This window comes from Pectobacterium polonicum (assembly GCF_005497185.1).
In the GTDB taxonomy this organism is placed as follows: domain Bacteria; phylum Pseudomonadota; class Gammaproteobacteria; order Enterobacterales; family Enterobacteriaceae; genus Pectobacterium; species Pectobacterium polonicum.
The window spans coordinates 36640-55109 of the sequence record NZ_RJTN01000019.1; the positions used below are offsets into that span (position 1 = coordinate 36640).

The 18470-nt window shown below is 49.7% G+C and carries 18 protein-coding genes; 5 read left to right on the forward strand and 13 right to left on the reverse strand.

The genetic code is table 11. The annotated features are described in order from the left end of the window. The 3 genes from EDI29_RS17100 to EDI29_RS17110 all read right to left on the reverse strand — a co-directional run bounded on the left by EDI29_RS17100 (position 1) and on the right by EDI29_RS17110 (position 3592). Positions 1-954, reverse strand: a complete 954-nt coding sequence (locus EDI29_RS17100; protein ID WP_137741845.1) for a nucleoside hydrolase — start codon at positions 952-954, stop codon at positions 1-3. Between the two features lie 131 nt (positions 955-1085). Continuing rightward, the gene (locus tag EDI29_RS17105; protein WP_137741846.1) at positions 1086-1970 is read right to left on the reverse strand and encodes a dihydrodipicolinate synthase family protein; all 885 of its coding nucleotides are present in this window, start codon (positions 1968-1970) and stop codon (positions 1086-1088) included. A 71-nt stretch (positions 1971-2041) separates the two neighbouring features. Further along, the gene (locus EDI29_RS17110; protein ID WP_137741847.1) at positions 2042-3592 is read right to left on the reverse strand and encodes an ABC transporter substrate-binding protein; all 1551 of its coding nucleotides are present in this window, start codon (positions 3590-3592) and stop codon (positions 2042-2044) included. A 142-nt stretch (positions 3593-3734) separates the two neighbouring features. On the opposite strand from EDI29_RS17110, the gene EDI29_RS17115 reads away from it, so the two are divergent. After that, positions 3735-4631, forward strand: a complete 897-nt coding sequence (locus EDI29_RS17115) for a LysR family transcriptional regulator (RefSeq protein WP_137741848.1) — start codon at positions 3735-3737, stop codon at positions 4629-4631. A 45-nt stretch (positions 4632-4676) separates the two neighbouring features. Here EDI29_RS17115 and EDI29_RS17120 read toward each other — a convergent pair whose 3' ends face one another. The 8 genes from EDI29_RS17120 to EDI29_RS17155 all read right to left on the reverse strand — a co-directional run bounded on the left by EDI29_RS17120 (position 4677) and on the right by EDI29_RS17155 (position 10862). After that, positions 4677-5099, reverse strand: coding sequence for a lysozyme inhibitor LprI family protein (locus EDI29_RS17120; protein ID WP_137741849.1), 423 nt, complete (start codon positions 5097-5099; stop codon positions 4677-4679). After that, entirely contained in the window at positions 5096-5716 is a 621-nt protein-coding gene (locus EDI29_RS17125) for a pesticin C-terminus-like muramidase (protein WP_137741850.1), read from the reverse strand. The genes EDI29_RS17120 and EDI29_RS17125 overlap by 4 nt, the downstream gene beginning before the upstream one ends. A 10-nt stretch (positions 5717-5726) precedes the next feature. Further along, a complete protein-coding gene (locus EDI29_RS17130; RefSeq protein WP_137741851.1) occupies positions 5727-6194 on the reverse strand; it encodes an Hcp family type VI secretion system effector in 468 nt (155 codons plus the stop codon). Between the two features lie 253 nt (positions 6195-6447). Next, the gene (gene yidA / locus EDI29_RS17135; RefSeq protein ID WP_137741852.1) at positions 6448-7263 is read right to left on the reverse strand and encodes a sugar-phosphatase; all 816 of its coding nucleotides are present in this window, start codon (positions 7261-7263) and stop codon (positions 6448-6450) included. A gap of 155 nt (positions 7264-7418) precedes the next feature. Further along, on the reverse strand, positions 7419-8861 hold the full coding sequence (locus tag EDI29_RS17140; protein WP_137741853.1) for a 6-phospho-beta-glucosidase: 1443 nt from the start codon (positions 8859-8861) through the stop codon (positions 7419-7421). 34 nt (positions 8862-8895) lie between these two features. Next, the gene (locus EDI29_RS17145; protein WP_137741890.1) at positions 8896-9237 is read right to left on the reverse strand and encodes a PTS lactose/cellobiose transporter subunit IIA; all 342 of its coding nucleotides are present in this window, start codon (positions 9235-9237) and stop codon (positions 8896-8898) included. Then, entirely contained in the window at positions 9227-10540 is a 1314-nt protein-coding gene (locus EDI29_RS17150; protein WP_137741854.1) for a PTS sugar transporter subunit IIC, read from the reverse strand. The genes EDI29_RS17145 and EDI29_RS17150 overlap by 11 nt, the downstream gene beginning before the upstream one ends. A 16-nt stretch (positions 10541-10556) precedes the next feature. After that, positions 10557-10862, reverse strand: coding sequence for a PTS sugar transporter subunit IIB (locus tag EDI29_RS17155; protein WP_107168577.1), 306 nt, complete (start codon positions 10860-10862; stop codon positions 10557-10559). Positions 10863-11072: 210 nt separating this feature from the next. Between EDI29_RS17155 and EDI29_RS17160 the strand changes: the two genes are divergently transcribed. After that, complete coding sequence (locus tag EDI29_RS17160) at positions 11073-12086, forward strand: LacI family DNA-binding transcriptional regulator (protein ID WP_137741855.1); 1014 nt, start codon at positions 11073-11075, stop codon at positions 12084-12086. 308 nt (positions 12087-12394) lie between these two features. Next, on the forward strand, positions 12395-14398 hold the full coding sequence (locus tag EDI29_RS17165; RefSeq protein ID WP_137741856.1) for a methyl-accepting chemotaxis protein: 2004 nt from the start codon (positions 12395-12397) through the stop codon (positions 14396-14398). Positions 14399-14450: 52 nt separating this feature from the next. Here EDI29_RS17165 and EDI29_RS17170 read toward each other — a convergent pair whose 3' ends face one another. Further along, positions 14451-15140 (reverse strand): FadR/GntR family transcriptional regulator, encoded by a 690-nt coding sequence (locus EDI29_RS17170; protein WP_137741857.1) that lies wholly within the window; start codon positions 15138-15140, stop codon positions 14451-14453. Between the two features lie 275 nt (positions 15141-15415). Here EDI29_RS17170 and EDI29_RS17175 point away from each other — a divergent pair, with 275 nt between their 5' ends. Both EDI29_RS17175 and uxuA read left to right on the forward strand, forming a co-directional pair. Next, complete coding sequence (locus tag EDI29_RS17175) at positions 15416-16723, forward strand: MFS transporter (RefSeq protein WP_137741858.1); 1308 nt, start codon at positions 15416-15418, stop codon at positions 16721-16723. Positions 16724-16766: 43 nt separating this feature from the next. After that, complete coding sequence (uxuA, locus tag EDI29_RS17180; RefSeq protein ID WP_137741859.1) at positions 16767-17954, forward strand: mannonate dehydratase; 1188 nt, start codon at positions 16767-16769, stop codon at positions 17952-17954. Positions 17955-18090: 136 nt separating this feature from the next. On the opposite strand, the gene EDI29_RS17185 is transcribed toward uxuA, so the two are convergent. Beyond that, complete coding sequence (locus tag EDI29_RS17185; RefSeq protein WP_137741860.1) at positions 18091-18459, reverse strand: GFA family protein; 369 nt, start codon at positions 18457-18459, stop codon at positions 18091-18093. Between the last annotated feature and the right edge of the window lie 11 nt (positions 18460-18470).

The following is an 18470-nucleotide window of genomic DNA, read 5'->3' on the forward strand; positions in this document are numbered from 1 at the left end:
TCAGGCCCCCTTCCCATAGCGGCTCAGTAGGTCAGCAAACAGTTCAACCACCTGTTTGGCATCCACTCCCGTCACCACATCCACATTCGGCTGACGCGCGGTTTTTCCGTACCAGTCAGCAACGGTTTGCCCCATACACAGCTCGCTATCCTGCTCAATATAGACGCTGGCTTTTTCCGTCGTGAAACAGTGTGGCGCCAGAACCCAGGCGATCACCAACGGATCGTGTAACGGGCCACCGCGTGAGCCATAGCGACGAATATCGTTGCGATCCCAAAACGCCATCATTTCGCCCAGCGGGCCGGAAATACGCCCAGAGAGCGCAATGAAACGCGCGACCAATTCCGGCGTCAAAATCACCCGATGCGTGACATCCAGCGGGAGTGCGACAATGGAAATCGACGAATCAAATACCACTTTTGCCGCCTGTGGATCGGCGATCATATTAAATTCAGACGTCAGGCTGCGGTTACCCGCTTCCCGATACGCGCCGCCCATCATCACGATGCGTTCAATACCGCTGGCAATCGCAGGCACCATACGCAACGCTGTCGCCACATTGGTTAATGGCCCGAGCGTACACAGCGTAATGGGCTTGCCATTGGCAATCGCCTGCTGGCACTGTTCGATAATAAAATTCACCGCGTGCTGCGATTCTGCCTGCTTTTGCGGCACGGGCAGCACGGTCTGACCTAATCCACTTTCACCATGAAACTGGCCGTGGATCGGTTCACGTAACAGCGGGCGGTGACACCCGGCGAAGACCGGAATATCCGTTCGCTGGCCCAGTTCAACAATTTGCAGTGCATTACGCACCGTCTTTTCCACTGGCTGGTTGCCACACACCGCGCAAATACCGCGAATATCCAGCTCAGGAGCCACAAATGCACTTAATAACGCAATCGCGTCATCGATCCCCGGATCGCAATCAATAATAATAGGTAGGGCGCTCATCCTATGGTTATCCCTTTTCTCTTTTTTAATCGGTACTGACAGATTTCAAAGTGCAGAAAGCCCGCACGGCTATCGCGTTAAAAATAACAACATCCATACTCTAAGTAATTCAAGTGTCAGGACAAAACGTGTTAAAGGGCACCGACAGACGCCAGAACGTCTGCAATCTCCTTACGTGCTTTTTCATCCAATGGCTGCTGAGGCAGCAACGGATCGCCCACCGCAAATCCCTGCAATTGCAGCGCCGCTTTAATACAACCAGCAATGGAATAACGAGCAAAGATTTCATTGATGCGCCACAGCGGACGCTGAAGCTCCATTGCTCTGTTCCAGTCTCCCGCATGGGCAGCTTCATACAAAGCAAGACTCTGTTTGGGGACGATACATGCAGGACCCGCCATCCAACCGACACCGCCAATCAGCATCACACAGGCAGGAATATGCGCGGACGCAGAAAACACCTCCATCCGGCCACGAGTACGTTCAATGATGGATAGCAAACGCCCGGTATTGGTCGACGCATCTTTGATATAGAGGATATTACTGACATAGCTGAGGCGTTCGATGACGGGCAAACTCAAATCGGAGCGTTGGAACTGAGGATTAGTATAAAGCACCACCGGTTTGCCCTGTGCAGCCTCGGCAATGGCACGGAAATACTGTTCGACGCCGTCATCGTTCAACGGGAAATAGGCTTCCAGCACCGCGAGAATGCCATCGGCACCCAATTCAACGTAGCGTTTCGTTTGCTCAACGGCATCCTGAATGGTTGTTGACGCCACTCCCGCGATAACCGGCACCCGGCCAGCCGTCGTCTCGATCACCGTTTTAACCACATCGAGACGCTGAGCCGCAGAGAGATAGGCAAATTCACCGGTACTGCCCAATGGCACCACGCCATGTACGCCACACTGAATCAGATGCTCGGTGAGCTGTGCCAGCACAGGTTTATCGACCTGACCATCAGGCTTGACGGGGGACACCAGATAGGGAAAAACACCGCTAAATGTATTCACTCCGTTCTCCTTGTTACGGATAGATAAGGGGTGAATGCTCACCCCTTATTTGAATCATAAATGAAAGGTGACTATTTCGCGGAACGGACAAAGTACGGCAGCGTGTAGGCATCGGAACGGCCTACGTAGGTATACTGCTTTTTCATCGCCCAGGTGTTGGACAAGAACATCACCGGAATCACCCCCAGATCGTTCATGCCGATGTTCATTGCCTCAGCCAGCAGCGCATCTCGCTTGGTATCATCCAACGTGGCACGCGCTTCGTTCAGCGTTTTATCAAAGACAGGATTGGAATAGCGACCACGATTCCCCTGTCCTGCATTGGGGCCAAAGGTTTCTAGCAATGGCCCCAATACACCAGAAGCTTCCCCGGTTTCAATCGCGGCTCCGCCCATAATCAAACTGAATTCTTGGCGAGAGGCGCGTGAGAAGTACACACTGCCGGGCATCGTAACCACTTCGGTTTTGATGCCGACGCGTGTGAACATTTGGCCAATGGCCTGAGCAATTTTAGAATCATTAGGATAACGATCGTTCGACGCGTGGAAGGTCAGCGTGAAGCCGTCGGGGTAACCCGCCGCCGCCAGTTCCTGTTTGGCTTTCTCCGGACTGTAAACCGGCGCAGGAATGGAAGCGGAATACCCGAGATACCCCTTCGGTACAAGCTGAGAGGCAACAACAGCCTGCCCCTCCATCACACGGTCAACGATTGCCTGGCGATTAAGTGCTAAAGACATCGCCTGACGTACTTCTTTTTTTAGTAATGGGTTTTTACCATCAGGACCTTTGGCGAACGGTGATTCTTCTCGCTGCTGGTCCATGTGAAGGTAAATAACACGATTCCCTGGTGTTGAAATCGTTTTTAACTGCTGATTTTTTTCAATATTACTGCTGTCGGCTGTTGGAACGTTTTCAATCATGTCCACATCACCGGATAATACGGCTGCTACACGTGCACTACTGTTTTTAAATACACGGACAGTTACGTTGTCCCACTCTGCTTTTCCTCCCCAGTAATCATCATTACGACTAAGGACTACCCGGTCGTCCGGCACCCAAGAAACAAATTTGAATGGCCCTGTACCAATCACATCTTTTCCTGAATTCAACGTTTCCGTCGGGACGTTCTCAAGTCGGGCGGGCAAAATGGAAACCCGACTTAAATTATTCAGCAGCAGCGGCGAAGCCTCTTTTGTCTTTATCCGCACCGTTAATGGATTCACTTCTATTACTTCAGCAATGTCGCTGACGTAAGGTGCGTAAGAACTTGGGCTGTTTTTTGATGCCAGCGCAACACGCTTAATGCTGGCAATCACATCTTTAGCCGTAAAATCACTGCCGTCGTGAAACTTAACGCCAGAACGCAAGGTAAATTCCCACGTCTTGTCGTCAATCACTTTCCAACTGGTTGCCAGGGCAGGTGCAATCTGCTGTTTTTCATCCTGTACAACCAAACCGTCAAAAATATTGCGCGCCATTGCGCTATTCGCTCCACCCACATAAAACTGCGGGTCCATTGATGTGGTGGAGGAAGCCAAACCGATATTCAGGTCCGCGCTATAAACCAAAGATGAAGATGAAAATAAAACGGTAAACAATAACGCCAGCGTTGATTTCTTCATTCACTAACCCTCTATTCCATGATTGAGTACTAATGAAGTGTATTAAATCTTATGATTGTGAGTCTATGCGTCAGATTGGATAATGAAAAATTGCATTTTGTGTTAAATTGATAACTAAATGTTATGTTTTAAGGTGACTAGCATGCGTATCAATCCCCGTCAGGTTGAAGCCTTCCATAAAGTCATCCTCACCGGAGGCATCACCGCTGCCGCCAACATGATGTACATCACCCAGCCCGCCGTCAGCCGACTCATTAAGGACTTTGAAGACGCACTGAATCTGAAGCTGTTTGATAGAGACGGACGCGGCCTGATCCCACGCGCCGAGGCAATGAAGCTGTATCGGGAAGTTGAACGTCTTTATTTGGGGTTGGATCACATCGGGCTAATTGCCGATGAAATTCGCCACGCTAAAGGCAGCGTCCTGCGCATCGCCGCCGTTCAGGCGCTCTCGTTTCTTTGCTCAGACCAGGTTCTCCCTACCTTACTCAAGAAATACCCCGATCTTTCCCTGTTTTTAGACATCGAAAGCAGCAGCCGAATTACGGACGCGATTGCTGAAAATCACTATGACGTTGGGTTTATTTTTGGCCAGACGGGTATCAAAGGGCTGGAAGCTGAACCACTGGCGGATGCCAGTGCTGTCGCGGTGTTAGCGGTGGATCACCCCCTCGCCACGGCCGATGAAGTTACGCTGGCCGATCTGGCCAACACCCGCGCTATTTTGCCCGGCAGAACCACACCGCTGCGGGCGCAAATCGATATTTCAGCCAGAAAAGAGCAAATCTATCTGCACAACCCTATCGAAACCTCGATGGTTAGCTGCTGCGTGCTGGCATCAAGAAATGTCGGCATCGGCGTGGTGGATTTTATTACCGCGCTGAACAGCCCTTCGCCCGTTATCGTAAAACCATTCAACCCCGATATAAAAATGGCGTATTGCGCGGTATATCCCCCCCAAATTCCTCGCAGCCAAGTGGTGAATCACATCACTCAGGTGATGAAAGAAAAACTCGCGGCGAGTTTGGCGTTGAAATAGTTATTGGCCGTACCATGCTGGAAACTTGAAAATTTAAAATGCCCATTATGGAAACCCAGGTTCATCTTCCAACGTCTCGATTCTTCGGTAGTTTTCCGTTGCATTACAGAGAGCTAAATTAAATTGATACGCCATGCTATCTTTTTCAGTTCCTGATGTTACGTATGCACATCTGTCCTTTTTATATTTCTCCCATGAACGTTGATGCTTCTTGAATGCCTTGATGATGTCGTTGTCATTTATTTTAACTAATTCTAAAGTTCTTTCTGACAATCTTTTATTGAGTTTTTTATCAGAATCTTTCACCATTAAATAAGCACATTCATACACGCTAATTTCTCCCTCCTCTATCATTTTTTTGCATATTCCCATTTTACTCTCGTTCAGATAATCGTCAGTCGTTTTTGCATTTAAAAAAAATGGAAATAGAAGAAAAAAAATGAAAAATATTTTTTTTATAATCATCATCTAGTCCTGCTTTCGTTTAGATACTTCACCCTATTCCTGCTATTTTCATCCCTTCTAAGCTCAGATGAGTTCATTATTAAAGAAATGATATCATCTATGTTATTCGTTGTTGCTGCCAACATTATTGTATCCCCCCTATAGCCTTGGTATACGACATCAATCAAGATATCCCTTATCGCAGGCTGAAGCTCTTCCCAGTCAGGCTTTTCCCGCATATCTTTTGTCTTTTGATTGTATGCCGATCTCGCTCTTATTACATAACTTCTATACGTGTATTTAAATAAAGAAATCTGCTGTTGCTCTGTTATTTCTCCAACTTTATCCTTATTCACCCTAACAAATTCTTTAGCTTGAGATCCTATCAGTCTTGCTGAATGAGATATTGTAGTGGCTTTTTCCTGAGAAATTCCAGCCATCGTTAAATCCGAATAAATTTCTTGTCGTGTTCTTTTCCCCATATCGTATCCTCGGCCAATGGTCACACCCGACAACCCACCTCTTTCTGGATAGTGAATAACCCTACTATAATATTTTGAGCCTTTTACATTATTTCCTTCAGAGTTAAATGTTAATTTACCATCCGTTATTAGTGATGTTTCATCAGTTATATCGCTCATAATCAGCTCTCTAATTCCAAATGCTATAGCCCGATGTGCCTGCTATTTTATGCGACCAAGATATACTGGCATACTTCAGCATGACTTCCTCATAAGGAATAGAATCATTATTATTTATTGAGTTAGGATATGATGAGGAAACAGATACAATTCGCGCATCAGTCAATATTAACTCGTAGAATACTTCTAATTGCCCTGCCATATTGGTTCGATAGAAGAAAAAATTTGCCGTTAGTTTTTCATTTGATGTCACTGACACGCCGAGTAATGGAGACGACTTATCTATAGGTTTAATGAGTTGTATAGGATGATGCGATATATTCTCTTCCCTCGTTATTGTATGGTTTAACCCTAAGACTTGAATTTGATTCTCATGCCCAGATTGATAACGGTTGCCAATAGAATTAACCGTCGAACATCCAGAGGAAATTAACCCCTGCTGATCACCTTCTAAGGTGAGATAAATGAGGTGTGACATATACACTATCCTTGTTAGTTTAGATTAAATTATTTTTCTAAAGGAAATCATACACCACATAAATAGCAAGAGAAAATGATAAAACAGCTCAATCTAAAATTGAAATTAATACCATATTTGATTTTATTAAACAGTATTTAATTTTAGTGTTTTTTGACTGGCTACCATTAAAAACCATGACATAAAATATCGTGAGAATAATTAGTCATGAAATAGCCATCATTGATGGCTATTCGGTTTTATCTATCCCTAATCAGGCATTAAGAACGAATTTCTCAATCGCGTAGGCGACGCCATCTTCCATGTTAGTTTTGGTGACAAACTGGCTGGCTTCTTTCACTTCATCGATGGCGTTCCCCATCGCGACGCCGATGCCCGCATAGCGAATCATGGCCAGATCGTTCTGCTGGTCGCCCAGCGTCATAACGCTTTCGCGTGGAATACCGAGGTGTTCCGCTAGCATCTTCACGCCTTCACCTTTGTTGACGCGCTTATCCAGAATTTCCAGATAGTATTCGGCGCTCTTCATGATGGTATAGCGTTCAAAGGCTTCCGCTGGCAACTGGCTGATGGCGCGATCCAGAATCTCTGGTTCATCAATCATCATCACTTTCGGGAACGTCAGGCTGCGATCCATTTCTTCTACCGCACGATACTTCAACGGCATCCCGGTCAGGTGAGATTCGTGAATGGTGTAAGGGCTGATGTCTTTATTGGCGGTATAGACGAAATTGAAGTCCAGCGCGTGAAAATGGACGCCCAGTTTGCAGGCTAGCGCTTCGAAATAGCGATAATCGTCGAAGCTCAATGCGGTTTGCGCCACACACTCACCGTTGACCGTGCGCTGCACCAGTGCACCGTTGTTGGTGATGCAGTAACAGCCTTCCTGCTGTAAATCTAACTCCATCAGGTAGCGCTCGACGCCGATGTAAGGGCGACCGGTAGCCAGCACAACCTGCACGCCTTTCTCTCTGGCAGCAGCAATCGCGGCTTTTACCGCAGGTGAAATTTGATTTTGGGGCGTCAGTAACGTCCCGTCCATATCGATAGCGATCAGTTTTACAGACATAATTTTTCCAGCATCAAGTTATCTGTTTTCATGCTAACGCGATTCAGCGATGAAGTCGTTAGTGAAATACGGCAGGGTGACAGGCGTATGACATGCAACGTAAAAAGCCGTGCGGTTAAGCACGGCCCTGTGACCAACGTTTCCTGCAATCGCTGTTATAGCTCGGCGCCGTTGCTGGCGATCACTTTCTTATACCAGTCAAAGCTCTTTTTCTTCGAGCGCTTGAAGGTGCCAGTGCCATCATCGTGTTTATCTACGTAGATGAAACCGTAACGTTTACTGTACTGACCGGTGGTGAACGACACACAGTCGATGCAACCCCATGGGGTATAACCCATCAGTTCCACACCGTCTTCTACGACGGCTTTCTTCATCTGATCGATATGCGCTTTGAGGTACTCGATACGGTAATCATCATTAATGCTACCGTCGGCTTCCACCTTATCTACCGCACCAAAGCCGTTTTCGACGATGAACATCGGTTTCTGATAACGCTCGTAAAAACTGTTCAGCGTATAGCGCAGGCCGACCGGGTCGATCTGCCAGCCCCATTCCGACGCTTTCACATGCGGGTTTTTCACGCCGCCGTCAAAACCAGCAATCGCGTCTTCCGTTTTCCGACCTTTCGCCGCCAGCTGCACCGCGTTACTCATGTAGTAGCTAAAGCCCAGATAGTCCGTGCAGCCATCGCGCAGTGTCTGTTCGTCTTCCGGCTGCATATCAATCTGATAGCCTTTACGCGCCCACTCTTTCAGGATGTAAGACGGATAATAACCACGCAGCTGTACGTCACCGAACAGGTGGCGCTCACGCATCGCTTCCTGCGCAAACATCACGTCATCCGGGTGGCATGACCACGGATAGAGTGGCACCAGCGCCAGCATGCAGCCAATTTTGAAATCCGGGTTAATCTCATGACCCAGCTTCACCACTTTCGCACTGGCGACAAACTGGTGGTGCAGCGTTTGGTACATCGCCTGCTCCGGCTTATCGTGATCGGTAAAAATCACACCGGAACAGCAGTAGCCAAACAGCGGATACTGCCAGTTACGCTGGTTGTTGATCTCATTGAAGGTCATCCAGTATTTCACTTTGGACTGGTAACGCTTCATGACCACTTCGCTGTAGCGCACAAAAAAATCGACTACTTTGCGGTTCAGCCAGCCGCCGTACTGTTTGACCAGGTGATGTGGCATCTCAAAGTGAGACAGCGTAATCACGGGTTCAATGTTGTACTTCAGCAGTTCATCGAACAGGTCGTCATAAAATTGCAGACCCGCTTCATTCGGCTCCAGCTCATCGCCATTGGGGAAAATACGCGTCCAGGCAATCGAGGTGCGGAAGCATTTAAAGCCCATCTCGGCGAACAGGGCGATATCCTGCTTATAGTGTGAATAGAATTCCACTGCCTGATGGTTTGGATAACTGACACCAGGCTGTACACCATCGGTAATCACACGGTCAACGCCGTGCGCCCCACCGGACAAAACATCGCAAATGCTGACGCCTTTGCCACTTTGATCCCAACCACCTTCAACTTGATGCGCCGCTACCGCGCCGCCCCACAGAAAGTCTTTCGGTAATTGTTCAATAGACATCTTATTTCCTTCTCATTTCAGGTTTACACGTTATTCATTTACACGCAGTTTCATGGATAGATTGTTTCAGAGCAGAGATTTCCCGATGAAGCTGAATCAGTTCCTCCACCAGTTCACGGCATAGCATCGCGTTCATCAGGTGATCTTGCGCGTGAACCAGAATCAGGTTGACCGGGATCTTTCCGCTGCCCTCATCGGCGCCAATCAAGGCCGTCTGAATTTGATGGGCTTTGCGTGCCGCAACGGAAGCCATATTCAGCAGTTCTTCAGCCTTGTCCCAATCGTATTTTCTGGCGGCGCTCAGCGCTTCCATCGAACTGGAGCGCGCCTCTCCCGCATAGATAATCAGTTCCATCACTGTCGTTTCATCGAGCATCACTCACGACCTCCTCTGCTGTACCCACTTCCTGTGCGATCAGTTGGCGTTCATACATTTTGAAGAAGGGGTAATAAATTAAGGACGACACGATAATCAGTACCCCCACCAGCACCACCGCGCGCCAGTCCCACCCCGTAGACCAGGCTGCGCCAATCGGGCCCGGCGTTGTCCAGGGGGCGAGAGAAATCACGCGGTGCACCAAATCGGTTTTTAACGCGATATAGGCGATTGTGGCGTTCACCAACGGTGCGGTAATAAACGGGATAAACAGCAGCGGGTTCATGACAACGGGTGAACCAAAAATCACCGGCTCGTTGATGTTGAACATACTCGGCACCACGGCCAGCTTGCCGATAGAACGCAGGTGGGCAGAGCGGCTGCGCAGATAGAGAAAGACCAGCCCCATGGTCGCTCCCGAGCCGCCCACCGTAATGAAGAACTGCCAGAAGGGTTCAATAAAAATTTTGGTGATCGGTGCGCCCGCGTTAAACGCTTCCTGATTGATCCCTAAGTTGGTCAGCCAGAACGCCTGCAAAATACCGCCGACAATAACGGCACCGTGAATCCCGGCAAACCACAGCAGGTGGCAGAGCAGTACCGCGATCAGGATCGCGGGAAGCGAGTCTGATGCCGAGATAATCGGTGCAAAGATCGCCATAATCGCCTGCGGTAACAACATACCGAACTGGTTCTGCATAAACAGGCTAAGCGGGAAAAGCGTCAGGAAGATGGCAAGAATCGGGATCAGCAGATCGAAAGACTGACGGATTTTCGGCGGCACCTGTTCCGGCAGGCGAATACCAATATTGCGCTTCTGCAAAAAGTGCATCAGCTCCGTCGAGTAGATTGCCACGATAATCGCGGTGAAAATTCCCTCGCCGCCCAACGACCCAACGGGCAGGCTTTTATCGATTTGTGGAGCCGCCACCACCATAAACGACATCAGCGCCAGACTGGCGGCCATAAAACCGTTCATTTTATAGCTCTGTGCCAGGTTATAAGCGATGGCACTGGTGATATACACCGCCATAATGCCCATCGTCATATTGTAAGGCATCATGATTTGTTCGCTGTGGCGTTCCACCATTCCCAGCCACCACTGCGCAAAAGCCCATTCACTATTCGGGCTAAAAGGCGGATGGGCGAATAACATCATAAAAGAACCGACAATTAAAAAAGGCATGGAGGCAATGAAGCCATCCTTAATGGCTACAACATGGCGCTGACTAGAGAGTTTTGCCGCAATGGGGCTAATACGGTTTTCGATAACGCTGAATAATGACTCGCTTAATTTACTCATTATTCCTCCCGCTATGCTATGCAATCATCGCCAAGGCATCGTTGAGGACTTTTTCCCCATTCATCATGCCGTAATCAACCATATTAATTACCGCGATTGGTTTCTCTTTTTCATCGGCTATCGCCTTGAATTCAGGCAGTTTATATTTGATTTGCGGCCCCAAAAGGCAGCAGTCATATTCATCAATCAATTCATTAAACTCTTCAAAACCCACGGCTTTTATCTCAACAGCGATCGCTTTTTGCTCGGCGACCTTTTCCATTCGCTGTACCAGCATGCTGGTAGACATTCCTGCTGCGCAACAGAGTAAAATTTTATTCATACTGCACCTCACCGTCCGTTTTTTTATTATTCAAGCAAGACATAAAATAATATGCAACCGGTTTCATATTGTTTTTACTATTTTTTGAAGGCGATCATAAATAGCGCAACCGAGGCATATTTTTATCCCTATACTTGTTATTGGTGATAAAAAAGGAGAGTTTTCCCTATAATGGCGACATAAGTCAGTACAGGAGAACGGGAAAGTACGATGGTAACCATGCTCGATGTCGCGAAAAAAGCCGGTGTATCCAAGGCAACCGTATCACGCGTGCTGACAGGGAATAACTATGTCAGTAAAACCACGCGAGATCGGGTATTTCAGGCCATTGAAGAGATTGGCTACCGACCCAACCTGCTAGCGCGCCAGCTCGCTACAAGCAAATCGCAAATTATTGGTTTGGTTGTGACCAACACGCTGTACAGCGGCCCCTATTTCAGCGAATTACTGTTCCAGACGGCAACCATGACGGAAAAATATGGCCGCCAACTCATCATGGCAGATGGCAAACACAGCGCGGAAGAAGAACGGGAAGCGATCCAGTTCCTGCTCGATTTACGCTGCGATGCCGTCATTATTTACCCACGTTTTCTTTCTATCGACGCGTTGGAAAGTATTATCAAACAGCATGAACAGCCGATCATGGTCGTGAACCGCACACTGCATCAACACAGTGATAACGGTATCTGCACCGATCACCAGCAACACAGCTATGATGCTGTCAATTACCTAATCGCAGAGGGTCACCGTGATATCGCGTTTATCTGCGGATCGTCAAACTCCCCCACCGGCACAAGCCGACTGGCAGGCTATCGACAGGCGTTAGTGGACAACGGGATTCCCTATAATGACAGGCTGGTTGCGCCAGGCGACTGGACCCATGACAGCGGCTATACGGCAGCAAAAGCACTGCTTCAAAGAGCGGCCTCCTTCAGTGCGCTGGTCGCCAGCAATGACGACATGGCGATTGGCGCGGCAAAAGCGCTGCGTGAACACGGCCTTGCGATTCCGCAGGATGTCTCGCTGCTGGGGTTCGATGATTTACCGATGGCATCCTGGTTCTATCCGCCGCTGACTACCGTGCATGTGCCCGTCGCCGAGATGATCAACTACACCCTTGAGAAGCTGCTGTGTCGGCTAGAGGGGGAAACCGCTGTGCCAGCTCCTGCCTTCAAAGGCACATTAATCATCCGCGATTCCGTTAGCAAAGGCCCTGCGGCCTGATCCCCCACTTATGCGGTGTAGTGTAATCAGCCCTCACCGCTTTATGACGTTTTCATGATCCCCCTAAAGAGATGTGGTTTCTCGCCGATAATTTAATTGTGACTTGCATCACAAAAAATGACGAGTCACGCAAGAGAATGACCATAAAACAGACAGGAAGATAATCGATTGATTTTTTTATGAAAAAATCACCTATGTACCCTAAATAATTCGGGTTGCAGGACAAAAACGTTAGCGTTTTGAACGATACACATGCAGCTTGAAGTATGACGGGTATCAGCGCTTATATCTCAGGGGATATTACGCATATGTCTACAACATTGTTACCGGTTCGCCACAGCAATCTACCCATTCATTCTTCACCAACCGCGCCACAAAAAAAGCTCAGCACACGAACGTTAATGTTACTCGCCGGCGTCACCACTATCGCACTCGGTTTTATTCTCACTATCGGTCTGTTGATCTGGCAATCCGGCCAGCAGCAAAAAGCCATCGCCCAGCAGTATCTTGAGCAAACCGCATATACCAACAGCTATCTCATTCAGCAGAAGCTGGATGTCGCGCTCCATGCGGCACGTAATTTGGTGCAGAGCGTTGTCAGCCTGCAAGAAGCGGGTAACGCCGATCGGAAAACCGCAGAGACACTACTGAAGAATGCGCTAAAGAACCACCCCGATTTCCTGTCCATGTCGCTGGCATGGGAGCCTGATGCGTTTGACGGCAAAGATCGGGAGTACGTCGGTCAACCGGATCAAGACCCACAAGGTCGCTTTGTTCGTTATGTCGATCGCGATACCGCAGGCAACGTAGCTCTGCATAATCTGGTGGACTATGAAACACCGGGCAGCGGCGATTACTATCTGCTACCAAAGAAACTCCAGAAAGAAGTGATTCTGGAACCGTATAGCTACCCCTACAACGGCGTCGATGTCCTGCTGACCTCCATTGCCGTGCCCATCATCATCAACAATAAATTTTACGGTTCCGTCACGGCGGATTTTTCGCTGGATACGCTGCAACAGCTCACCAACAATATAAAACCCTATCAAGGAACAGGCTACGCACAGCTGTTGTCTCACACCGGTGCCTACATTTCTCATCCTGACAAAGTCCGGATAACCAAGAAAATTGAAAACGACCCAACGCTGCTTGAGCATATCACCACTGGTCAGCCTTATCAGATCGAACGTGACAATGTCGTGCGGAACACACCCGCGTTTACCGTATATATGCCGGTCAAGATCGGCAATACCGATACGCCTTGGATGCTCGGTCTATCCGCCCCCGTCAATGTGGTGATGGCGGAAACCGCACAGCAGCGCAACATGGCGCTACTGCTTATGGTGCTGAGTATCGTAGTGGTTTCCGGTGTGTTGGGTATCATCTTTCACCGCAAGGTCGCCCGCCCTATTGGTGGCGAGCCTGCTCAGGCAGCGCAAATTGCACTGTCCGTCGCGCAGGGAGATTTAACGCAGGCCATCCCCGTGTTGCCGAAAGACGACAGCAGTATTTTCTACGCGATGAACGCCATGCAAACGCAGTTAAGAGATATTGCCGAACAGTTGATTAACACCAGCGAATCCGTCAGCCATGGTGCGACAGAGATTGCAGCAGGTAATATCGATCTGGCTTCTCGTACCGAACAGCAGGCGGCGGCGCTGGAAGAAACCGCCGCCAGCATGGAGCAGATTACGGCGACGGTGAAACAGAATGCGGATAACGCCCATAACGCGACAACACTGGCGCAGAATGCCGCGTACATCGCTCAGAAAGGCGACAAGATAGTCGGTCAGGTTGTCCACATCATGAGTGAGATCGACGACAGTTCGAAGAAAATAGCCGACATTACCAGCATCATCAGCAGCATCGCGTTCCAGACCAATATTCTGGCGCTCAACGCGGCGGTAGAAGCCGCCAGAGCAGGCGAACAAGGGCGTGGTTTCGCGGTTGTTGCCAACGAGGTACGTAACCTCGCGCAGCGCAGCGCCAGTGCGGTAAAAGATATCACCGCGCTGATTACGGAGTCCGCCAGCCGTGTCGACAGCGGCGTCACGCTGGTTCAGAGTGCAGGCTCAACCATGCAGGACATGCTGCATGCCGTCACCTCGGTAAAAGACATCATGGATGAGATCGTCTCCGCATCGGACGAACAATCGCGTGGTATCAGTCAGGTCACGCAGGCCGTTCACGAGATGGACGGCGTTACCCAGCAAAACGCCGCGCTGGTGCAGGAAGCGACTGCCGCTGCCGCGTCGCTGGAAGAACAGGCCAGACAGCTCGCGCAAACCGTGCTGGTATTTAAACTCTCTTAACCCTTTCCGCCTCAAAACCGACCGTCCCATTCGGCGCGGTCGGTTTCATGGTTTATGGGTTGCTAAACAGCCGATCGTAAACATGCTGTAGATGACGCTCCATGCAAGCACGGGCGCGCACGGGATCACGCGCCGCAATCGCCATAGCGATATCATGATGGTCTTGCTGTAACGCCACAGGAAAATCCTCCTGCGCGTAGTGGCTCTCTAGCCGGACAAAGCGTGAACTTGTACGTTTGTTCCACAAGTTTTCCATCATGTCACGTAGCACTTCATTACCACTCATTTCACCAATCAGCAGATGAAAGCGCTTATCTTCACTCAGAAATTTTTCATCGTTAGCATTGAGCTGCGTGAGATCCTGCATGATATCTATCAGCTCGGTTCGCTGATCTTCGCTACCGTTGCGCGCCGCCATTTCAGCCAATAATCCTTCAAAAGCCTGACGCGCCAGAATCAGCGATTTCAGGCTGAATTCTTCCTCAGGTTGCGACTGCGCAGCCTGAGGCAATGGATTGCTGACAAATACACCGTTTCCGGTGCGAATTTCGACCCACCCGGTAATTTCCAGTGCAATCAATGCTTCACGGATCGACGAACGGCTTACACTGAGTTGTTTAGCCAAATCCCGCTCTGAGGGCAGCATATCTCCTGGTAAAAACTGCCCATTCTGAATGCAGTTAATCAGCAGATTTGATATTTGACGGTACAAACGCTCCACTTTGAGCGCGGGTAAATCCATAACTCCTCCAACCTACTTCAGGCTTGCGTGAGCGGTACAATACTGAGGCGAAGCTTACCATATGCGGAGAATTCACTCGCCTCTTTCATCTACGGTGGCCTTTACCCGCAAGAAAAGATAATGAGAAGTACATCACAGTAATGAACGTCATCTTGCGGAATACTTCTTTCGGTCTGGTGGCCTGACCACCAGACCCTTAGTCCAATCCCAATAATATTGCTCCATGAATATTCCAGGGTTCTACAAGATTCTGATTGCTGTTGAGGATAAAAATAATGTCTACCACCTCATTGGATCACTCGCCGACAGCGCAGCGTACTGAACGGCTTAAACGTATCCAGACTGTTTCTTTGCTTTTACTGTTTCTTGCAGGGATCATCAATTTTCTCGATCGCGGTTCGTTGTCAATTGCAAACGAAGCCATTCGTGCCGATCTGGGACTCTCTGCCACGGAATTTGGCGTGCTCCTCTCCGCTTTTTCACTCTCCTATGGTATTTCGCAGCTACCTAGCGGATTGTTACTCGATCGCTTTGGCCCGCGCGTTGTACTGGGTGCCGGTTTACTGTTCTGGTCAAGCATGCAGGCGATGGCCGGAATGGTGAATAATTTTTCACATTTCATCATGTTACGTATTGGTTTGGGGATCGGTGAAGCGCCCTTTATGCCCAGTGGCGTAAAAGTGATCACCGATTGGTTCACAGCGAAAGAACGCGGCCTGCCAATGGGGATCTTCAATTCATCGACCACTATCGGCCAGGCTTTTGCACCACCGATCCTGGTCGCGCTGATGCTGGCATTTGGCTGGCGTATGATGTTTGTCATCATTGGTATCGCAGGGATCGCCATCGCATTGTGCTGGTATGCCTGGTATCGCAACCGTGACAAATTTGTGCTGACTCAGGAAGAGAAAGACTACCTGAATGCTGGCACCAAACCCGCATCGCAAACACGCGTTACGCTAAAAGAATGGGGCGCGTTGTTTAAACGCCGCACCGTCTGGGGGATGATCCTTGGCTTTAGCGGTGTTAACTACACTGGCTGGCTGTACCTCTCCTGGCTACCGGGCTACCTTCAGGCAGAACGCGGGCTGAGCCTGGCAAACACCGGATGGGTTGCTGCCATTCCCTTCCTTTTTGGCTCTATCGGTATGCTTATCAATGGCACCGTCGCGGATCGCCTGGCACGCAGAGGCTACTCCCTCGCCAAAAGCCGTAAGTCACTCATCTGTCTGGGTCTGGTATGTTCTGCGGCATGTACGCTGCTGGTTGTTCAATCAACATCAACCACAATGGCCGTCGCGTTTATCAGTCTGGCGCTATTTTTTGTCCACTTCGCGGGAACATCAGCGTGGGGGTTGGTACAGGTAATGGCTCCCTCACGTATGGTCGCTTCGGTCAGCAGCATCCAGAATTTCGGTAGCTTCATTTTCGCGTCCTTTGCCCCTATCGTTACCGGCTGGGTCGTGGACAAAACGCACTCATTTAATTTGGCACTCGTGGTGTGCTCTTGTGTGACGTTTGCAGGGGCGCTGGCTTACTTCTTTATCGTGAAAGATCCTATAGAAGAAGCCCCAGAAGCATAACATCGCCACCTATTTTCGATATTCAGTAGCAAGGAGTAACATTATGGAACATACATGGCGCTGGTACGGCCCTAACGACCCCGTATCATTAGATGATGCACGTCAGGCAGGCGCGACGGGTATTGTCACCGCACTGCATCATATCCCGAATGGCGAAGTATGGCCGGTAGAGGAAATCCAAAAACGGCAGGCGCAACTGGCAGAAAAAGGTCTGGTCTGGTCTGTGGTTGAAAGCATTCCCGTACACGAAGAAATCAAGACGCATACGGGGCGCTATCAGGAATACATTGCCAACTACCAACAATCCCTGCGTAATCTCGGAAGCTGTGGTATTGACACGGTCTGCTATAACTTCATGCCGATACTGGACTGGACGCGTACCGATCTGGCATACCCAATGCCAGATGGTTCACGCGCCCTGCGGTTTGATCACATTGCATTCGCCGCATTCGAACTGCATATCCTCAAACGGCCCGGCGCAGAGCAGGACTACAATGACGATGAACGTGCAGAGGCAAGCGCCTATTTTGCAGCAATGAGCCAGCAGGATATTGATACGCTGACCCGCAATATCATTGCAGGCCTGCCTGGAGCGGAAGAAGGCTATACGCTCGATCAATTTCAGGTGCAATTAGACCGCTATCAAGGTATCGATCGTGCCCAACTGCGGGAAAATATGGCTTACTTCCTGAAGGCCATCGTCCCTGTGGCCGAAGGGGCTGGTATTGTGCTGGCAGTGCATCCAGACGATCCACCGCGCCCAATTTTAGGGCTACCGCGCATTGTCTCAACCATTGAAGACATGCAGTGGCTGAAAGAAACCGTCGATAGTATCCACAATGGTTTTACGCTGTGTACCGGTTCATACGGTGTACGTGCGGATAACGATCTGGTGAAAATGACGGAAACCTACGCTGACCGCATTCACTTTATGCATCTGCGTGCCACTAAACGTGAAGCGAATCCAAACAGTTTCCATGAAGCCGACCATCTGGATGGCGATGTCGATATGGTTGGTGTGGTAAAAGCCGTGCTTGCGGAAGAACAAAAACGCCGCCGTCAGGGAAACCAACGCGCCATTCCGATGCGTCCCGACCACGGTCACCAAATGCTCGATGACCTGAAGAAAAAGACCAATCCAGGCTATTCAGCGATTGGTCGCCTGCGTGGTCTTGCAGAGGTGCGTGGCGTTGAAGTAGCACTGAAGAAGACATTTTTCGCACAAGACTAAGCGTTAACGTCTTCCCCCAGTCGCATGGATGAGTTCGTCTCAGCATCGGAAGAACAGGCCAGACAGTTTGTGCAAACGGTGCTGATATTTCCCTTCTTCACCAACTCCCCCGCACAGGTCGGAAACGGCCTGTGCGTTATTCCCAGCGCGGGCAACAATCCTCGAACGAGTGCGACGTTGGCTTCAGCTCTGGGCTGTTTTTCTCATCAAAATTCCCAATCGTTAGTGCAACGGTCGGTTCATCATCAATCGCCCCCAACGTACTGCCGCAGCGTGGGCAAAAAGCCCGACTGGAGTAATCAGACGAACGATAACGCGCGGGCTCGCCGCCTTCACCAACCCACTCAACCGCCGCTTTGGGGAACTCAGCCCACAGCAGCGTTGGCGCACCGGAGTGTCGCTGGCAATGAGTACAAGAGCAGGCATGGGGATTTCCCGGCTCACCCGTGGCCCGGAAACGAATCTGGCCACATAAACATCCACCCAAATATGATTTCATCGTCATTCCACGCTCTC

Bases quoted from the DNA above. Each gene is read 5' to 3' on its own strand.
- EDI29_RS17130 (WP_137741851.1), bottom strand. From the start codon at position 6,194: ATGTCACACCTCATTTATCTCACCTTAGAAGGTGATCAGCAGGGGTTA.
- EDI29_RS17115 (WP_137741848.1), top strand. From the start codon at position 3,735: ATGCGTATCAATCCCCGTCAGGTTGAAGCCTTCCATAAAGTCATCCTC.
- EDI29_RS17110 (WP_137741847.1), bottom strand. From the start codon at position 3,592: ATGAAGAAATCAACGCTGGCGTTATTGTTTACCGTTTTATTTTCATCT.
- EDI29_RS17100 (WP_137741845.1), bottom strand. From the start codon at position 954: ATGAGCGCCCTACCTATTATTATTGATTGCGATCCGGGGATCGATGAC.
- EDI29_RS17120 (WP_137741849.1), bottom strand. From the start codon at position 5,099: ATGATGATTATAAAAAAAATATTTTTCATTTTTTTTCTTCTATTTCCA.
- EDI29_RS17175 (WP_137741858.1), top strand. From the start codon at position 15,416: ATGTCTACCACCTCATTGGATCACTCGCCGACAGCGCAGCGTACTGAA.
- EDI29_RS17145 (WP_137741890.1), bottom strand. From the start codon at position 9,237: ATGCTCGATGAAACGACAGTGATGGAACTGATTATCTATGCGGGAGAG.
- EDI29_RS17155 (WP_107168577.1), bottom strand. From the start codon at position 10,862: ATGAATAAAATTTTACTCTGTTGCGCAGCAGGAATGTCTACCAGCATG.
- EDI29_RS17140 (WP_137741853.1), bottom strand. From the start codon at position 8,861: ATGTCTATTGAACAATTACCGAAAGACTTTCTGTGGGGCGGCGCGGTA.
- EDI29_RS17170 (WP_137741857.1), bottom strand. From the start codon at position 15,140: ATGGATTTACCCGCGCTCAAAGTGGAGCGTTTGTACCGTCAAATATCA.
- EDI29_RS17160 (WP_137741855.1), top strand. From the start codon at position 11,073: ATGGTAACCATGCTCGATGTCGCGAAAAAAGCCGGTGTATCCAAGGCA.
- EDI29_RS17150 (WP_137741854.1), bottom strand. From the start codon at position 10,540: ATGAGTAAATTAAGCGAGTCATTATTCAGCGTTATCGAAAACCGTATT.
- yidA (WP_137741852.1), bottom strand. From the start codon at position 7,263: ATGTCTGTAAAACTGATCGCTATCGATATGGACGGGACGTTACTGACG.
- EDI29_RS17165 (WP_137741856.1), top strand. From the start codon at position 12,395: ATGTCTACAACATTGTTACCGGTTCGCCACAGCAATCTACCCATTCAT.
- EDI29_RS17125 (WP_137741850.1), bottom strand. From the start codon at position 5,716: ATGAGCGATATAACTGATGAAACATCACTAATAACGGATGGTAAATTA.
- uxuA (WP_137741859.1), top strand. From the start codon at position 16,767: ATGGAACATACATGGCGCTGGTACGGCCCTAACGACCCCGTATCATTA.
- EDI29_RS17185 (WP_137741860.1), bottom strand. From the start codon at position 18,459: ATGACGATGAAATCATATTTGGGTGGATGTTTATGTGGCCAGATTCGT.